12 protein-coding genes are annotated in these 17,700 nt (G+C 37.3%); 6 read left to right on the top strand and 6 right to left on the bottom strand.

Annotated elements, in window-relative coordinates; genetic code table 11:
* The first annotated feature begins 35 nt into the window (after positions 1-35).
* The 6 genes from APRE_RS08610 (at position 36) to APRE_RS08585 (ending at position 5,739) form a co-directional block, all read left to right on the top strand.
* Complete coding sequence (locus tag APRE_RS08610; protein ID WP_015778598.1) at positions 36-1,367, top strand: hemolysin family protein; 1,332 nt, start codon at positions 36-38, stop codon at positions 1,365-1,367.
* A gap of 199 nt (positions 1,368-1,566) precedes the next feature.
* Complete coding sequence (locus APRE_RS08605; RefSeq protein WP_015778597.1) at positions 1,567-3,447, top strand: OPT family oligopeptide transporter; 1,881 nt, start codon at positions 1,567-1,569, stop codon at positions 3,445-3,447.
* Positions 3,437-3,757: a PqqD family protein gene (locus APRE_RS08600; protein WP_015778596.1), complete on the top strand. Its 321-nt coding sequence runs from the start codon at positions 3,437-3,439 to the stop codon at positions 3,755-3,757. Before APRE_RS08605 ends, APRE_RS08600 begins: the two co-directional genes overlap by 11 nt.
* 166 nt (positions 3,758-3,923) lie before the next feature.
* The gene (locus APRE_RS08595) at positions 3,924-4,349 is read left to right on the top strand and encodes a MarR family winged helix-turn-helix transcriptional regulator (protein ID WP_015778595.1); all 426 of its coding nucleotides are present in this window, start codon (positions 3,924-3,926) and stop codon (positions 4,347-4,349) included.
* Positions 4,339-5,187, top strand: a complete 849-nt coding sequence (locus APRE_RS08590) for a pirin family protein (protein WP_015778594.1) — start codon at positions 4,339-4,341, stop codon at positions 5,185-5,187. The genes APRE_RS08595 and APRE_RS08590 overlap by 11 nt, the downstream gene beginning before the upstream one ends.
* A 9-nt stretch (positions 5,188-5,196) precedes the next feature.
* A complete protein-coding gene (locus APRE_RS08585) occupies positions 5,197-5,739 on the top strand; it encodes an NADPH-dependent FMN reductase (protein ID WP_015778593.1) in 543 nt (180 codons plus the stop codon).
* A 226-nt stretch (positions 5,740-5,965) separates the two neighbouring features.
* Here the strand turns inward: APRE_RS08585 and APRE_RS08580 are convergent, their stop codons facing one another.
* The 6 genes from APRE_RS08580 to APRE_RS08555 form a co-directional block, all read right to left on the bottom strand.
* Entirely contained in the window at positions 5,966-7,633 is a 1,668-nt protein-coding gene (locus APRE_RS08580; protein WP_015778592.1) for an FAD-dependent oxidoreductase, read from the bottom strand.
* Between the two features lie 184 nt (positions 7,634-7,817).
* The gene (locus tag APRE_RS08575; protein WP_015778591.1) at positions 7,818-8,291 is read right to left on the bottom strand and encodes a PTS sugar transporter subunit IIB; all 474 of its coding nucleotides are present in this window, start codon (positions 8,289-8,291) and stop codon (positions 7,818-7,820) included.
* 193 nt (positions 8,292-8,484) lie between these two features.
* Positions 8,485-14,397: an endo-alpha-N-acetylgalactosaminidase family protein gene (locus APRE_RS08570; protein WP_015778590.1), complete on the bottom strand. Its 5,913-nt coding sequence runs from the start codon at positions 14,395-14,397 to the stop codon at positions 8,485-8,487.
* 239 nt (positions 14,398-14,636) lie between these two features.
* Positions 14,637-15,554 carry a sugar phosphate nucleotidyltransferase gene (locus APRE_RS08565; RefSeq protein WP_015778589.1) on the bottom strand — a complete coding sequence of 306 codons (918 nt, stop codon included), beginning with the start codon at positions 15,552-15,554 and terminating at the stop codon, positions 14,637-14,639.
* A gap of 2 nt (positions 15,555-15,556) precedes the next feature.
* Positions 15,557-16,582 carry a UDP-glucose 4-epimerase GalE gene (galE, locus tag APRE_RS08560; protein ID WP_015778588.1) on the bottom strand — a complete coding sequence of 342 codons (1,026 nt, stop codon included), beginning with the start codon at positions 16,580-16,582 and terminating at the stop codon, positions 15,557-15,559.
* 11 nt (positions 16,583-16,593) lie between these two features.
* Complete coding sequence (locus tag APRE_RS08555; protein WP_015778587.1) at positions 16,594-17,694, bottom strand: ABC transporter ATP-binding protein; 1,101 nt, start codon at positions 17,692-17,694, stop codon at positions 16,594-16,596.
* Positions 17,695-17,700 lie beyond the last annotated feature (6 nt).

Here is a 17,700-nt window from a genome sequence, read left to right as displayed (position 1 = left end):
ATTAGATAAGATAAAGAAAGAACGGAGAAAAATAGATGGAAACTGGACCCTACCATAGCTTGATCACAACGCTTAGTATAATATTGTTGCTTTTTATAAATGGAGTATTTACAGCAATTCATACAGGACTTATTAGCCTTAACACATCAAAGTTAGAAGAGGATTCTCTAAATGGAGATGAGAAGGCAGGATCTGTCCTTAAGATTTTATCAAATCAGGATAGGCTCAATCAATCCTTTGAAATAGCAAATATAATATTTTCTCTTTTAACCATAGCTTACTTCGCAAAAAGGCTTAGAGAAGTGAGCTATGATGGGTATTTTTGGGGAGGAATCTTATCAGAAAGATGGGTGACTATAGTAGCTATAGTGGTGTATACCATTCTTAAGCTGATATTTGTAGACAAAATTCCCCAAAGAATTGGTGTAAGATTTCCAATGGAGATTACCAAAATGGCTACGGGAATCACTAAGCTTATCATGGTTCTTACAAGACCTATTGTGGCCTTTACTACAGCTGTGACTAATTTATTTATGAATATATTTGGCATAGAGGCTAAAAATATACAAAAGCAAGTTACAGGCGAGCAGATTAAATCAATTGTCCAGATAGGTGAAGATCAGGGAATCCTAAGACCCATGGAGTCTAAGATGATTCATTCCATAATGGCTTTCGACGACCTACTTGCAGAAGAGATTATGACAGCAAGGACTGATGTCTTTATGATCGATATAAATGATAAGGACAAGGAGTATCTCGAAGAGTTTGTCAAGATAAAGCATGCGAGAATTCCAGTCTATGACGGGGAAGTAGATAATATCTTGGGCATTGTTTATACCAAAGACTTCCTCCTTGAGGCGACAAAAGTAGGGCTTAAAAATGTAGAGATCAAGGAAATCATAAGGCCTGCCTACTTTGCACCAGATAAGATAGAAACCGACAAGCTTTTTTCCGATATGCAGAAAAAACATATCCATATGGCGATTTTGATAGACGAATACGGTGGATTTTCTGGGGTTGTCACAATGGAAGATTTGATAGAAGAAATTGTAGGGGATATAGATGATTCCTACGACTATGATATTCCAGAAATCAAGGAAAATGGCAGAGATGTCTTCGTAGTCAAGGCTTCTGTAGGTATCAAGGACCTAAATGAGAAGATAAATATAGGTATCGATGAAGATAACGAAAACTACGATTCCTTGGGAGGTTTTATTATAGACAGGCTTGGCTATATACCGGAAGAAGACTCCAAGCTGTCCTTTGATTACAATGGTTACGAGATCAAAATCCTCTATATAGAAGATAATAGAATCAAGGCTGTTAGGATTAGAAAATTAAAAAATAAAGAAGATAAAGAAGACTAGAAGATTCTCCTTGTTTTAGGCTTATGGTTAAGCTTAAGACAGGGAGATTTTTTATTGGCTTTTTATGTTTTTATATTAATATTTTTAAATATTTATTTTAGCGGTATACTTAATAATGTGTCATATGATTGACACCTTTAATTTGTTCTAGGAAATTATTTGCAAGGAGTGAATAATTTTACATTTATAAGGAGTTATTTTGAAAAAAGAAAAAGAAATTGAGAAACTTAGAGAATTTACTCCCTTGGCTGTAGTCTTGGGAGTTATAATAGCCATAGTATTTGGTGCTGCCAATGCTTATTTGGGACTTCGTGTAGGTCTTACCATATCTGCATCAATACCAGCGGCTGTTATTTCTATGGGTATAGTTAGAAAAATCTTAAAGCGTGATTCTATACTCGAAAACAACCTCGTTCAAACAATAGGATCTGCGGGAGAGTCTCTTGCAGCAGGAGCCATCTTTACCCTTCCAGCAGCCTTCTTGTGGGAAGCAGAGTGGGGAGATAGTCACTATATATCGTATTTAAATATTTTGATGTTGACCTTGATTGGGGGAGTATTGGGTATTATCTTTATGATTCCTCTAAGAAGGGCACTTATCGTTAAGGAAGATGGAATCTTACCATATCCTGAAGGAAGAGCCTGCGCAGAAGTACTTAAGGCAGGAGAGGCAGGAGGACAAGACTCAAGCGTAGTATTTAAGGGCTTGGGCCTTGCTTCTATCTATAAGTTTTTGGCAAATGGACTTAAGGTCTTCCCAGAAGGGGTAAGCTATGAAATATCTACTAAAAACTTTGGAGGAACTGCCCTTGGTTTCGATGCCCTTCCAGCCCTTATGGGTGTAGGCTATATCGTAGGGCCTAAAATCGACGCTATAATGCTTTCAGGAGGAATCCTTGCCTGGCTTGTACTTATGCCACTGCTTCACGCCTTTGGCCCAGCAGAGATAGCAAGTCTTAGCCCATCTGACCTATGGTCAAACTACATCAGATATATAGGAGCAGGAGCTGTTGCTACTGGAGGAATTATATCTTTGATCAAGTCCCTTCCTATGATTATTAAATCCTTTAAGGATTCTATTAAGGACCTTAAGGGCAGAGATTCATCCCAGAGTAAGGATAGATCTGATGCTGATATTTCTATGAAGACATCCATAATTCTTGTAATCATTGCAATAGTATTGATGTTTATGATGCCTTCTTCACCACTGAACTTCTTTGGTGCCTTGATTATAGTAATATTTGGTTTCTTCTTTGCTACAGTTTCATCAAGGATGGTAGGAATAATAGGATCTTCAAATAACCCTGTATCAGGAATGTCCATAGCGACTCTCTTAATTGCAACCCTTCTTCTAAGACTAACAGGCTTTGTAGGCCATGACGGAATGATAGCGGCGATATCTATAGGAACTATAATTTGTGTAATAGCTGCTATAGCAGGAGACTGCTCACAAGATTTAAAGACAGGTTATATAGTAGGAGCAAGCCCAAGATACCAACAAATCGGCGAGCTTATAGGAGTTCTCGCCTCATCCCTTGCCATAGGTGGAGTTTTGTGGATACTAAACAAATCTATAGGTTTTGGAACAAAGGACCTTCCAGCTCCTCAAGCCATGCTTATGAAGATGATAGTAGAAGGAGTTATGAACAATGACCTTCCTTGGAACTTGGTATTTGTAGGAAGCTTTATAGCTATTATGGTAGAGCTTTTGGGAGTAACAGTCCTACCTTTTGCTATAGGCCTTTACCTACCTATCAACACATCACTTGGAATAATGTTCGGTGGTCTTGTAAGAATCGCTGTAGATAAGATCAAGGCAAGTAAGGAAGAGAAAAAGGATGCAGAGACAAGAGGAACCCTCTACTCAGCAGGTCTTATTGCTGGAGAAGGAATCATGGGAATAATTCTAGCAGTCTTTGCCCTAATTCCTGTCAAAGGCAAGACTCTGGCAGATCTTATCAATATCTCTGATAAATTTTCCTTAAGCCAAGAAGCCTCTGTAGTGATATTTGTCCTACTAGGCATACTAATCTATAGCAAGGCAAGAGGAGCCTTAAAGAAGGGCAAAAATGAAGCTTGATTTAGGGAAAATCCCAAAGAAAAACGTGGACTATGACTATGATGAGGAAAGTAAAATCTATACCATCCTCATGGTCCACACAGGCCTAAACCACAGACTTGCCCAGAAAATCTGGCATAAGCCTAAAATTACAAGAGTAAGGCTAGAAGGAATGGGAAATACAGTCTGGGAAGCCATAAACGGGCAAAATTCCATAGAAGATATAGGAGAAATCCTAAAGGAAATCTACGGAGAAAAAGCAGAGCCCTTATACGAAAGGCTTGGCCAATACCTAAGACATTTAGAGAAAAATAAATTTATAAAATATTGAGCCATAAATAGAAAAATATAGATAAGAGAAAATTATTCTCTAACTAAGCTAGCCCCTAAGTCCAATAAGGATAGAGGGGCTTTTTAAATAGATGCTTAATAAATAAAACTTTGGGTATAACATTACTAGTTAAATATATCTAATTAGATATATTTGAGGAGTTAATATGGAAAAAGATAAGCTAAAGATACTCATAGGCCTTCACAAAAATGTCAAGGAACTCGATAGGAGGACACTAGATATAGGAAGGAGATACGGACTCTCCTTCAGTCAGTTTATGGTCCTAGAAGCCTTGTATTCTAAGGGAAACCTATCTATAGGAGAGGTGAGAGAGGCAATTTTATCAAGTGTGGGGACTATTTCTCTCGTAGTTAAAAATCTTGAGAAGATGGGCTATGTAAAAAGAAAGACAGATGAGAACGACAAGAGGATTTCTATCCTATCCCTAACCGATGAGGGAAGGGCTGTGATAGAGAAGGTCATCCCGGAAAATGAGGCGATGATATATGATTATATGAAGGACTTAAGCGAAGAGGAAACAGCAACTCTTCTTAGCCTTCTAAAAAAATTAGGAGCAAATATTGGCAAATAGACAAGTAAAAAGCAAAGTAAAGGGATTTAGAACAAAGGATGGGGCTGGAGTAAGCCTGGTAAGGGTTCTGTCAAACCAAACTATAGGTGAATTTGACCCAATTCTCATGCTAGATTCCTTCGACAGTACAAATCCAGACGATTATACGGCAGGCTTTCCCCTCCACCCACACAGGGGAATAGAGACAATTTCCTACCTATCTAGGGGGAAGATGGTCCACAAGGATACCTTAGGCAATGAAGATTCTATCACTGACGGGGAAGTCCAGTGGATGAATGCAGGAAGCGGAATCCTTCATGAGGAAAAAGTCCCTGCAGCCGAAAGACTTTTGGGAGTTCAGCTTTGGCTTAATCTTCCAAAAAGAGATAAGTTCTCCAAGCCTTACTACCACGCCATAAGGAGTAAGGATATAGAAGAAATCAAAATTAATAGCGGAAAAATTCGTCTTTTGACAGGGGAGTTTGAAGATCATAAGGGATTTAGGGGAGAGCATCTTCCTCTCGATTATTATGATATTCATTTAGAAAAGTTTGGAGAAATAAGCCTAGAGACTGGGGAAGATGATTCGGTTATGGTCTTTACCCTTCTTGGACAGATTACTATCGGAGATGAATTGATAGAAGAAAAGACTGCCGCTAAGCTTACAAATGGAGATAGGGTCACAATCAAAAATGCTGGAGACTTCGCTCAGGTCCTCTTTATCAGAACAAAAGCCCTAAATGAGCCAGTAGCTTGGGCTGGACCAATAGTGATGAATAGCGAAGAAGAACTAGAAGAAGCCTTTAAGGATTTAAGAGAAGGCCAATTCATTAGAGATGATTTAGAATTTGATGATTAAGGAGACAAGATGAAAATAGGACTATTAGTAGGTTCCCTAAGAAAGGGATCGTTTAACAGAAAGCTTGCAGAGATTTCAAAAAAGATTATAGATGAAGGAAATGAAGCGGAGATCATAGATATATCCTACCTTCCCTTCTACAATCAAGATGATGACGGGGCAAATCCAATAGAGGAATATACAAGGATTAGGGAAGAGCTTAGAAAATATGACGGATACATCTTTTTTACTCCAGAATACAATCGCTCCCTTGCACCAAGTCTTAAGAATGTAATAGATATAGGAAGCCGTGATCCAAGGGGTAACCTATGGGATGGGAAAGTAGCGGCGGTATTTTCTGCCTCCATGGGATCTACTGGAGGAGCTATGGGAAATCATGCTCTAAGGCAGAGCTTTGTATATGTAAATTTAATTACCATGAACCAACCAGAAGTTTATATACCAGCTATCCACACTCTCTTTGACAAAGAGTGTAATCTAGTAGATGACACTAGAATTTTTCTTGAAGAATCTACCAGATCCTTTGTAGACTTTGCCAAAAAACACTCATAAAAATCAAGCCTTAATGGAGGAGAAGAAATTCAAATCCAGTAAGGCTTTTTTATTGGGAAAATTCTTATTTACAGAATTAATAATTGTTCCCTTTATAAAGAGCTTAAGATAAATCCCGCAATTCTATGAGTTGATTTATTTTACTTTTCTAAAAATTTAAAAATAAATTTCAAGCTAAGTTTTTAATTGGTGGGATTATACATAATTAGTATCATTTTCCAAAATATTATTTTTCAATCATTGAAGAGTCCATCATCTTGTCATATTTTTCAAAATAGACGAAAGATCCATCGAGAATATAGATATTATCAAAACCGTAATGGGCTAGCATTTTGACAGTATTTGAAGACTTTCCTCCATTTGCGTCATAAAAGATAATCTTCTCATCCTTTGGTAGAAAATTGTGGTCCTTTCTTAAGTCCTTTCCGGCAAGGGATATTACACCCTTGATATGGCCCTTTTCGTAAGAGGCCTTATCTCTTAGGTCGTAGATCCTATAATCCTTATACGATTCGATTAATTCATCGATTTTGACAACCTTAAGCCTCCCTTCGAAGACATTAATGGCTTGATTTGCTAGGACATTAGTAGCATCCTCTACAGTAGAATGTAGGGGCTGGTAGGCAAGCTCCAGGTCGTAGAGGTCATATATCGTAGCCTTTTGTTTAATCATACTAGCTATTACATCAATCCTCTTATCTACTACTCCGTAACCTAGGCCCTGAGCCCCGTAGATTCTCCCGTCTTTATCATCGAAGAGTAGCTTAAGATAAATTGCCTTAGAATTTGGCATAATTCCAACAGAGTCTCTATGAGCGGTAAGACAAGTCTTATAAGCTATGCCCGAATCGGCTAAACTTTTCTCATTAAGCCCTGTCATGGCGATATTTAAGTCGAAACTTCTTAGGGCGAAGGTTCCGATAAATTCTGGAGGAGTCGCCCTTTTTCCTAAGAGATACTTCGCTAAATATTTTGCTTGTCTATGGGCAGGCCAGGCGAGATTGAGCTTGGTCTTTTTCTTTGTAAGGAAGTTTCTTGAATTAATAACATCTCCTATAGCAAAAATAGCCTCATCGCTTGTCCTAAAATTATCATCTACCATAATGGACCCGTCATCTTCGAGGTCAAGGCCTGCTTTTTCCGCAAGATCACTAAAAGGTCTTGCTCCTAGGGCAAGTATTACTAGATCTGCCTTATTTTTTGAATCATCATCGAATCTTACATAATCTTTACCGATTTCTACAAGAGACTTGCCTTCGATAATATTTATATCATTATCCCTAATATTATCTTTGATAAAGCCCTTAAGGTCCATATCTATTATAGATAAAAGGGAGGTGTTCTTTCTTATAAGCATAGAGATATTTAGACCATCAAGCTTGTGGAGGGATTCTGCAGCCTCTATTGCAACGAAGCCTCCTCCAGCTACAAAGACTTCTTTTACTTCATTTTTCTCTATATACTCTCTTATTTTTTCTACATCCACGACGTTTTTAACTGAGAAAACATGGTCGTACTCGTATCCTGTGATAGATGATGGTCGATTTTCCTTAGTTCCAGGAGCAAGGATTAGATAATCATAAGTTTCCTTAAACTTCTTATTATTTAGCTTATCTAATACATCTACGTATTTTTCCTCTCTATTTATAGAGATTACTTGGTGAAACCTTTCTGCCCTAATATTATAACCCCTAGCGAAAGACTCAGGAGTCCTATTTACAAGGGATGAAGAATTTTCTATATCATGGGAAAGATAGTAGGGGATTTCACAATTACCAAAGGATAAATCCCTATCCTTCTCAAACATTACTATCTCGACATCCTCGTTAAGCCTTCTTAGACTTGCCGCAAAGGTCGCTCCAGCGGCGACAGCTCCAACTATAACAACTTTCATTAAATCCTCCCTTTCTATACTTAGTAAGTTTTTACCCAAATGAGGAAATAAATACCGATTTATAATAAAATCATCAAATATTTGTAAAGTAAGCAAGCAAAAAGCATGTTGGGACTACGAATGATTCCTAAGCTATAAATCTATAACTTAAGATAATCGTAATTCTTCCAACATGCTTTAATCTCTAGAATAAGACGCTTTCGTCAAGAGCCTTATCTGAATGTAGGGTTCTGATATCTATACTAATGTTTTTGTCGTGAAGTTTCTTGAAATATTCTCTGTCTTTATCTCCAACATAGATATTTTCGTTTATCTTATCTTTGTCAGGAAGCTCTCTCATATTGCCGAGGTTTACTGAATTTATATTAAGACCAGCTTCAACAAGTTTATAAGCATCTTCTGGACTTTCAACAAGGATAAGAGCCTTAGAGTCTTCGTGTGTTTCTTCGATTTCTTTTATAGTCCTATCGATTGTCCAAAACACAGTTTCAGCGAAAAGAGGTGTTGCTATATTCATTAGCTTTTGTGCTTGTCTATCTTCTGAAGTTTCGTCATTTGCAACAACTATAAGATCACAATCTTCAGATTTAACCCATTCTCTGCCGACTTGGCCATGGAGCAATCTGTCGTCAATTCTAGTAAATTCTATCTCTGCCATTATTTCTCCTTATAAATTCTGTTTTTAATTGTTTCTTTATTTTATAGACTATATTATAATTTGAAAATATCTTTTGTCAAATATTATAGGGCTTATTTGAGACTATAGCAAGGATTTTCGAAGCTTTATATTTAGGGAGGAGCCCCTAGAGCAGTAAGCTATTAGGGGCATGAAATTTATATTAGAATTCTTATTATTTATAGTCGTTCTTTTTTCTTGTAGTAAATAGGCCTGCTATGGAAGCTACAAGACCTAGAGCTACAGATGTGATTGACCCCACACCTGTTTTAACCTTATCTCCAGATTTTTGTGGGATATTGTAATCCTTCTTATTAGCTTCATTTACTTGGCTGATTTTTTCTATGGATGTATCGCCATCTGGCTTTTCTCTATCTACTTGCTTAGAAGAATCTGTATTCTTGGCATTTTCCTTGTTAGAATTATTAAGCTTATCTTTTTCCTTCTCAGGATTTGTTGATTCAGCTTCTTCCTTTATCTCTGGATTTTTTAAATTATCCAAGGCATTCTTTTTAATTTTGTCAAGTATTGATTCCAAGGAATTATGGTCTTTTTCTTTAGAGTCATAGTCCTTAGATTCTTTTTCCTTATCAGTTTCTTCATCGATTTCATGATTCTTGCCATCAGGAAGTTCTGGAGTATTTTCATCCTCAGGCTTTATCTCTGGACTTTCTCCACTTGCTTTTAACAATTCATCTACAAGACTATTAAGTCCTTCCAGGGTGTTAGCCCTTTTTACTTTGTCTATGAATAATGGGGAATTGATGTTGTTTTTGGCAAGTTTTCCTATAGCGGCTTTCTTAGCTTCTTCTAGTTTTTTCTCGTATTCTTTCTTGTAAGCTTCATTTAATCTAGAAAGTATTTCGTAAATTTCAGCTTCGCTTTTCTCGTTGATTAAATCATTTGCTTCTAGATAGTCTATATGATCTAATAGTCTTCTAATATAAGGATCTTCTCCCTTATAAGCTTCTAAATCTTTCTTGAGTTTTTGATAGTCGGTAGTTTGAGAATATCCTTCAGCTATTTTATATAAGTTAAATCTTAACTCAGCAGCAGATACGAAAATATCATTTTCACCCTTAGAGCCACCATGAGAATTGTTCACTGTTAGGATAAATTTCTTCATATTTATAGGCTTACCGAAGTCAACTTGTTGCCAAGCTGGTGAGTTTGGCCAGTCTTTGATTTCAAAAGTATGAACTTGGTCTTTATCATCGATAATTTCAAGTTTAGCGTTTCTTATCCTACCATTAGAACCTGATTGTCTAGGTAGTTGGTCAAGACTTACTACCTCTGTAGGATTTTTGAGGGTCACTTCTAATTTTTCTCCCATTATAGACCTATTCCATGGTGAATGGTAAATAGAAGATACATTGTTATCAAAAGCAGAAAGAATAGAGCTTGCCCTATCTTGGCTTGGAACATCGTATGAGTCAATGTCACCAGCATCAATAGATTTTTTGATATTCTCTAGTTCGTTTTGAGCTTTCTCATAATCATCGATTAGCTTATTAGCTTCTTCAACTGTTAGTTCTTTACCATCTGCTAACTCGATTTCTTTTAAGGCGTCTTGATAGTTGTTTACACTTTCTTTTGTATAGTCCTCATAGTTTTTCTTTTCTTCTAGATTAGACTTGAAAGAATCTAAGATGAGATTAGCTGATAACTTAGAAGGGGATATGGTTAGATTATCTAAGATAAAGTCCTGATATCCTCTAAAGTTTGCTGTATTTCCGCCAGTACCCTTGGTATCTGCACCCTTGTTTGTTGATAGAATTCCTATCCATCTGTTATTGCCACCTTCTACCAAAAATTTTGCTCTTTTGGCCTTTGAGCTATTTTCCCAAGTATTGCCTAGGCTGTATATCTTGTAGTTGCTACCTGCTTGGTATTCTCCTTCTCCAATGACAAAGGCGTATGTTCCGTCACTACCTGCCTCGTAGTCGAATTCTACTAGGTAGGTTTTGCCCTCCTCAAAATTATAGTTTTGTGGAATTGTTTGATAGAGAAGTCTATTTCTTCCAACTAGACCATTTGTTTTAAGTGACCAGTTTCCATCTATTACATCTGAAATTACTTTTCCATTCCAATCTCTTTGGGTGTAAGGATCGTTCTTTTCTGAAAGGTGAGTTCTATTATCTTCTACTCCTTCAACATTACCTATTACAAATGGGAAGATACCTTGGGCTGAGTTTTCGAAGTCTTGTTTGAAAACTTTAGAATCCTTAGTATCATGACTTTCATCAAACATATTGGAATTATTTTCGACTAGCCTTAGCCCATCGAAGTAGCTTGCTCCTTCGCCTTCTTCTCTAGATATTGTTACTGTTACATTAGATACATCATCACCTGTTGTAAAGAATACATACATGTTTTGGAAGTAGCTTGTATCATCAACTGTGGCATTATTTGTGAGTGTATTGTGTTCATAGGCCTTGATGTAGTTTTGGGCAAGGGATCTATTGGTAGAGTTTGATACAACTTTTGATCCAGTATCAACACTAATTTCAGCCCTTGAATCAGATCTATTGTCAACGCCTACATAAAGAGCATAGCTTGTGTTTGGCTTAAGGTCAGTAAGCTTCTGGCTTAGTTTTACTTTTTCCTTATTGTTTTCAATTTTAAGCATTGGATTATCTGCCTGGCTTCTTGCGATGTTGACAGAGTTATCACTATTTCCTTCTATGTCCCAAGAGTCTAGGTTTCCACTATTAAAACCAGTGTCTTTGATGTGCATTCCACTAGACCAATTCATATCCTTAACTTGCTCATCAGATTGGTCCATTTTATTTTTGTAAAGAACATAAGGAGTGTTTGTTTCTAAATCTAGGGTGATTTTTCCATCTATTATTGATATTTCTTTTTCTTCAACTCTTCCTAGGTCTGTTAGCTTGTATACATAAGCTTTTCCTGTCCAATCATCTGGCATGTCAAATGTCTTGGCGCCATTTGCTGGATTATAGAAATACATCTTCTCTTCTTGGTCAGAAAGCTTATCGCCCTTGCTGTCGTTATACCAAGGAATAAGATAGGATCCATCTTCATTAAATATTTTCCTACCATCAAGGGTCATAGTTCTTTGTCTGTAGCCTTCGGAGTTAAAGTCGTTTGATACACGATTTATTTCTAGCTCATGGTCATCGTTTTTAAGTCTTATATACATTTCAGGAGTCCACTCGTAGGTAGAACCATCGTTTGACATAAGTACTGGCTTACCGTTTTTCCATTCGACCACTTCGAAGTGTTGGATGAATTTGCTTGGAAGGTTGGTCTTATACAAGGTTTGGATAAAGTTTCTGTAGTTACTCCTACCTTGCCATCCTTCAAAATCCTTCATGTCGTAACCGCCCAAGAGAGGATTTATAGCAGCTCCTCCATAGGAAGGGTAGTTACCAACCCAAGAATCCTTTTGATGGTTTCTGATGAATCTTGTTATATTTGAGTTGATACCCTTTAGAGAATATCCACCATAGGTAAGATCAGCTGCCCAGTGTTGGAATGTTGAGTCGTACTCACCAGCATAACCCCATTCGAAGGCTGCTCTCCATCCATGCTCATTTAATTCTTTAGCTAGGGTGTGCGTAGCCCAAGCTTGGTTGTCGCCTGATTGGCCGTTGCCCCATACGTCAACGTAAATAAAGTCAAGAGCATCTGTACCTAGAGTATTTTTAAGGTCAGTCCATCTATCATATCTATCATCTGCAAGGTCGTAGCTTGCGTCTATATTTATACCTTGGTCTATCCAGTTCCAACCATAGGCATAGGAACCGTCCCTGTTTTTCCTTAGTCTTTCTGGATTGAAATATTTGCTTTCAGGGTATGTTTCAGATGCGTTGACGTGGATACCAATCCTTGCTCCAAAGTCTTTTCCTTCTTCTAAGAGATACTTCATATCACTTGCTCCACCGATTCTTTTACCTATATCAGCGTAGTTTAAGTGACCTGAATCGTGACCTTCTGATCCATATCCTTTTAGAAGAATCATTTGTCCGAGACCGTCAGAGTGAAGGTAGACCTTCTTTAGATTATCTAGGGTCATTAGGAAAGGATTTTGAGCTTGGGATCCAAAGTTCATCGCAATTCTTTGAGCAACTAGATCTTTGGTATATTCAGAACCCATAGGGTTGTTCATGATTTTTCTATAGGCTATAGCTCCATCTTGCCAATCGACCTTTTTGTCATTATTTAAATCATCTGTTAGGATAACCTTAGAGTGAGGTAGTTCTTTCCAGGTTCTCTCATTATAAATCCAATACTGGCCAGTTTCTTTGCCGTTTTCATCACGCATGTTATGGGCTCTTTGATAATAATAAGGACTTGAGGCAAGGCCTAGGTAGTTAGTCCTTCCGAAAGTATCTTTATTTGTCTTAATCCTTGTAAAGGCTCTGCCTCCATTGAGACTTTCGTCGTATTGAGAGTTTGACCAAAGACCTGCTGCGAGGTATCTATCGGATACAAAGCCATACATATATCCTTCATTTTTGTCATTATAATTTTCTAGAGGATTAGTAACATCGATGTGGACATCGCCAGATACCCTCACGTTTGTATTCATTTTGGCTCCGTCAAACTTGGCCTCTTCATGATCTGATGATACAGATACAAGGTTGTTTGAACCGAAATCTATTTTTTCAAGGAGGAGCCTCTTGTCGCTTATTTTCTCTCCACCCTTGATATCATTGTTGTTTTTGATTCTTTCGACCTTAAAGTCTAAAACATTATCTTCAACGGAAATTACTGCATCAATTTCGGCGTCGATTTTATTTTCTTCATCCTTAACCTTCATCTTGTAGCGAGCTGAGGATTCAGATATCAATTCAAATTCTACATCTGGCGTAACTTCTATATCATTAATACGGAGGGAGTCTATGAAGTCTTCATTTCCTGGAAGAGTTCTTCCCTTGTATGTGTATTCCTTGATTCTTGGGAATTTTGAGTCGATTTTGACATCCATATCAGCTGATTTGATATTGGTGTAGGAAGCTTTGCTATCGTTAAAATCTTCTCCTTCATCGATCTTACTTTCTTCCTTAGGAATGTTATTTTGATCTTGAGTTTTGACTAAGATGGATGTTTTCTGATTACCCCATTGGCCGAGCTTTAACTCAAGTCCTGTATTTTCCTTTAACTTATCCCATACATCTTCTGGAAGTACATATGTATCAAAAGCCTTGTCGTCATTTACAGTAGCGTTTAATTGCCCGTCCTTAGTTAAGCTAATATTTAGATTTTGTTCTTCATTGATTTTAGGTATAGCCTTCCTAGGACCTTGATACCAGCTGCCATTTCCGTCAAGCTTGTATTCCCAGAACCAACCTGCTTGATCATAGCCTACAAAAATCGCTGAATTGTTATCCTTAGCTCTGTTTAGGAAGACCCCGAATCTACTTTCTTTAGGATTTGATATATCTTTAAAATTGATATTGAAGTTTGTTCCTTCTTTTGAAGATTCTAAGCCCTTCTTGGAGTAGTTGGCTGTATTTAAGCCGTTATCATTGGATTTGTTAGATTCTAATTTATTGTATCTAACTCCTTCATCTATAACTTCTTCTACTTCTTCACCGTTTTTTGAAGTTTTCTCCCATTCGATAACTTCTTTTTTCTGGCTTGATCCGACAGAGCTTTCTTCTATCTCTTGGGAATTATCAGGAGAGAGATCTAGGGAATCGTTTTCTGAATTGTCAGATTTTTCTTTTTTCTCTTCTGATTGAGGAGCGAGTTCATTTTTTGTCTCTTCATTTTCAAGGACTTCGTCTTCTTTATCTTCTATATTTTCAGGATTTTCTGTATTTTCTTCTTCCGCTTCATCTTTTGGAGATTCACCATCTAATAAATCTTTTTTATTATCTGCATCATTAGATTCATTTTGATTGTTTGGGATTTCTTCGTCAATAGATTCGTTATTTTCAAGACTTTCTTGATATTCTGATGGAGGAGTTTCCTCCTTACTATCGATGTTTGAACTATTAGCATAGACTAGGCCGTAGTTCATAGTAGAAAAAATTCCCATTCCAATAACTGCTGCTATTAATTTTTTTGGAATCTTTTTATTTCTTTTAACTTCTACTTTACTATTTTCCTTTACCATCTAAGCCTCCTTAAGTTAATCTGATATGGTAACTACCACCTATCTATATGTTAACATTTTCCTAGATAGATTGCAATAAATATTTAAGTTATTTTTGGAAAAATAAGTGAGATTTGAGAAGTTTTTGCTAAAAAAAATAAAAAAGAGATTTATAAAAAAATAAATAATAAAAGTTATAGGTATTATATGTAGTAACCATTAGAAAAGCACTACTCTGTCTGGCAAAGTAGTGCTTGATTTTATTTCCATATATCTTCAGGATAAAGATTTTCTTCAAACATTTTCTTAAATGATGCCTTGGCAGGGGAGAGGTCTTCTTTGTAGGTTATGCCTATCCATTTTTCATCTGTTGGAAGTATTGTTATATCTGCCTTATCTTCATCAATTAGCTCTCCTATCATATCAGGGAGTACGTATTCTGCTGTGTCTAGTTTATCTTTATTTTCTTCTAAATATTTTATGAAATGTTTTTCGCAAAGGTCTATGAAACTTGGGTAGGAGGCCCATAAGTTCATTGATACTAGGGATTCTAGATTGAGTAGGTCAGAGTCTAGCCCCTCTTTGCTTGAAAGAGTTCCGTCTTCTTCTAGTTTTATTTCGTGTGTTTCTATTATGTTTTTTAGTTTGTTATTATCATCTCCTACTGAGACTCCTCTTGTTACAGTTCCGTTGTCTGAGAGGGTATTTTTTAGCTTGTAGCCTGCCATGGCGATTTGAAGTTTATTATCTTCCTTCTCGTCATGGTTTACTAAAAAGCGATGGAGGTCTTTGAAGACTTCCTTGCCATAGTAGTCGTCAGCATTTATTATTAGGAAGGGTTCATTTACAAGGTCTTTGGTCGCAAGGACAGCGTCTACTGTACCCCAAGGTTTCTGCCTATCCTTTGGACTTTCAAATCCATTAGGGAGGGTCATATCTTGGTAAGCGTACTCTACATCGATGATTTTTTCTATTCTATTTCCTATTATTTCTTTGAAATCTTTTTCTATTTCTTCTCTTATGATAAAGACAACCTTATTAAAGCCTGCCTTCATTGCATCGTAGATGGAATAGTCTATGATCGTATAGCCATTATCATCCATTTTTGCTAGTTGCTTGATTCCTGCTCCGTATCTTGAGCCTATTCCTGCTGCAAGTACTACGAGTGTTGTATTCATTTTTACTCTCCTTGTTCGTATCCGTTAGGGTTTTGTGATTGCCATCTCCATGAGTCTTCGCACATTTCTTCTATTCCATTTTCTGCGACCCAGCCTAGAACTTCTTCGGCTTTTTTTGCATCTGCAAAACATTTGGCTATGTCGCCTTCACGTCTAGGTGCTATTTGGTAAGGGACATCTCTTCCGCTAGCCTTCTCGAAGGCCTTTACCACATCTAGGACAGAGTAGCCATTTCCTGTTGCAAGATTTATGATCTCAACTCCATTAAGCTCGTCGATTTTATCTACTGCTAGGACATGGCCCTTGGCAAGGTCTACTACATGGATATAGTCTCTTACTCCAGTTCCATCATGGGTGTCGTAGTCATCACCGAAAACTGACAAGTGATCTAGCTTTCCTATAGCCACTTGGGAAATATAAGGAAGGAGGTTGTTTGGGATTCCTTTTGGATCTTCACCAATTTTTCCAGACTTGTGGGCTCCGATTGGGTTAAAGTATCTTAAAAGAACTACCTTCCATTCTGGATCTGCTGTGTGAAGGTCTGTCATAATTTGCTCCATCATAGACTTAGACCAGCCGTAAGGGTTGGTACACTCGCCTTTTGGAAAGTCCTCTGTGATAGGAACTCTTTCAGGATCGCCGTAGACTGTTGCTGATGAAGAAAATATTATGTTTTTGCAGTTTACATCCCTCATAACTTCAAGAAGTGTTAGGGTCCCAGTGATATTATTATGATAGTATTCTAGTGGTTTTTTGACTGATTCTCCCACAGCCTTAAGGGCTGCACAGTGGATTACTACGTCTATTTTATCTTTTATAAAAACTTCTTTTAGGCTTTTCTTATCTAGAATGTCTGCTTCGTAGAAATTAGGACTTTTGCCTGTAATTTCTGCGACTCTTTTAACAGCAAGCTTGGAAGAGTTGGATAAGTTATCGTATAGGCTTACCTTGTAGCCTTTATCTAAAAGCTCCACAGCTATGTGAGAGCCAATATAGCCAGCCCCTCCAGTTATTAGTACGTTTTTCATGAAATCTCCTCTCATAGAAGAATGTTTTCTTGGGAGTCCTTGTCGAAAAAGTGCATTTTTTCCTCGTCTAGGTATAATTTAAGTTCTTGGTTTTTGCTCAAATTTTCATCCATGCTCAAAACAGCATTAATCTTCTCGCCAGCTACGTCTAGATAGGCATATTGTTGGGCACCGAGTAGCTCGATAAAGGTGACTAGGCCAACTATAGAAGATTCGGTCTTTCTAAAATCGCCGTAAATATGCTCAGGTCTTATACCCAAAACTAAGTCCTTGTTCAAGTATCCCTTGGATTTTATTTGATCTCCCTTTGTTTTTGAAATATGGAATTTGATATTATCGTTTACCATATAGTAATTATCATCTTCTACTATTACTTTACCATTAATTAGATTCATTTGTGGAGATCCTATGAAAGTTGCCACAAACAAGTTTTCAGGTTTGGAGTAAACATTGACTGGACTGTCAACTTGCTTGATTATCCCATCTTCCATGATTACAATCCTATCTGCCATAGTCATAGCCTCTGTCTGATCGTGAGTTACGTAGATAAAGGTTGTATCTAGTTGTTCGTGAAGTTTTGAGATTTCTGCTCTTGTTTGGACTCTCAATTTGGCATCCAAGTTACTTAAGGGCTCATCCATTAGGAAAACTTGTGGGTCTCTAACTATGGCACGGCCTAGGGCAACTCTTTGTCTTTGACCACCAGATAGGGCCTGAGGCTTTCTATCTAGGTAGTTTTCAAGACCTAGAACTTCTGCTGCAGCCTTTACCTTCTTATCGATTGCATCTTTTGGAACTTTTGCAATTCTTAGGGCATAGCTCATATTTTCTTTGACTGTCATTTGAGGGTAGAGGGCATAGTTTTGAAATACCATGGCTATATCTCTATCCTTTGGTTCAACATTGTTTACGAGCTTATCTCCGATATAAAGCTCGCCTTTGGATATTTCTTCAAGTCCTGCTACCATTCTTAAAGTTGTGGACTTACCGCAGCCGGATGGTCCTACGAATACTACGAATTCTTCATCCTTTATCTCTAAGTTAAAATCTTTTACTGCGGTAAATTTGTTATCATATATTTTATAAATATGGTCGAATTTTAATCCTGCCATATAAGC

The organism is Anaerococcus prevotii DSM 20548 (genome assembly GCF_000024105.1).
In the GTDB taxonomy this organism is placed as follows: Bacteria; Bacillota; Clostridia; order Tissierellales; family Peptoniphilaceae; genus Anaerococcus; species Anaerococcus prevotii.
This window is presented reverse-complemented; position numbering and strand designations above follow the sequence as displayed.

Excerpts from the sequence above, each read along its gene's own strand:
- APRE_RS08610 (WP_015778598.1), top strand. The coding sequence starts at position 36 with ATGGAAACTGGACCCTACCATAGCTTGATCACAACGCTTAGTATAATA.
- APRE_RS08555 (WP_015778587.1), bottom strand. The coding sequence starts at position 17,694 with ATGGCAGGATTAAAATTCGACCATATTTATAAAATATATGATAACAAA.
- APRE_RS08575 (WP_015778591.1), bottom strand. The coding sequence starts at position 8,291 with ATGGCAGAGATAGAATTTACTAGAATTGACGACAGATTGCTCCATGGC.
- APRE_RS08585 (WP_015778593.1), top strand. The coding sequence starts at position 5,197 with ATGAAAATAGGACTATTAGTAGGTTCCCTAAGAAAGGGATCGTTTAAC.
- APRE_RS08570 (WP_015778590.1), bottom strand. The coding sequence starts at position 14,397 with ATGGTAAAGGAAAATAGTAAAGTAGAAGTTAAAAGAAATAAAAAGATT.
- APRE_RS08595 (WP_015778595.1), top strand. The coding sequence starts at position 3,924 with ATGGAAAAAGATAAGCTAAAGATACTCATAGGCCTTCACAAAAATGTC.
- APRE_RS08600 (WP_015778596.1), top strand. The coding sequence starts at position 3,437 with ATGAAGCTTGATTTAGGGAAAATCCCAAAGAAAAACGTGGACTATGAC.
- APRE_RS08565 (WP_015778589.1), bottom strand. The coding sequence starts at position 15,554 with ATGAATACAACACTCGTAGTACTTGCAGCAGGAATAGGCTCAAGATAC.
- galE (WP_015778588.1), bottom strand. The coding sequence starts at position 16,582 with ATGAAAAACGTACTAATAACTGGAGGGGCTGGCTATATTGGCTCTCAC.
- APRE_RS08580 (WP_015778592.1), bottom strand. The coding sequence starts at position 7,633 with ATGAAAGTTGTTATAGTTGGAGCTGTCGCCGCTGGAGCGACCTTTGCG.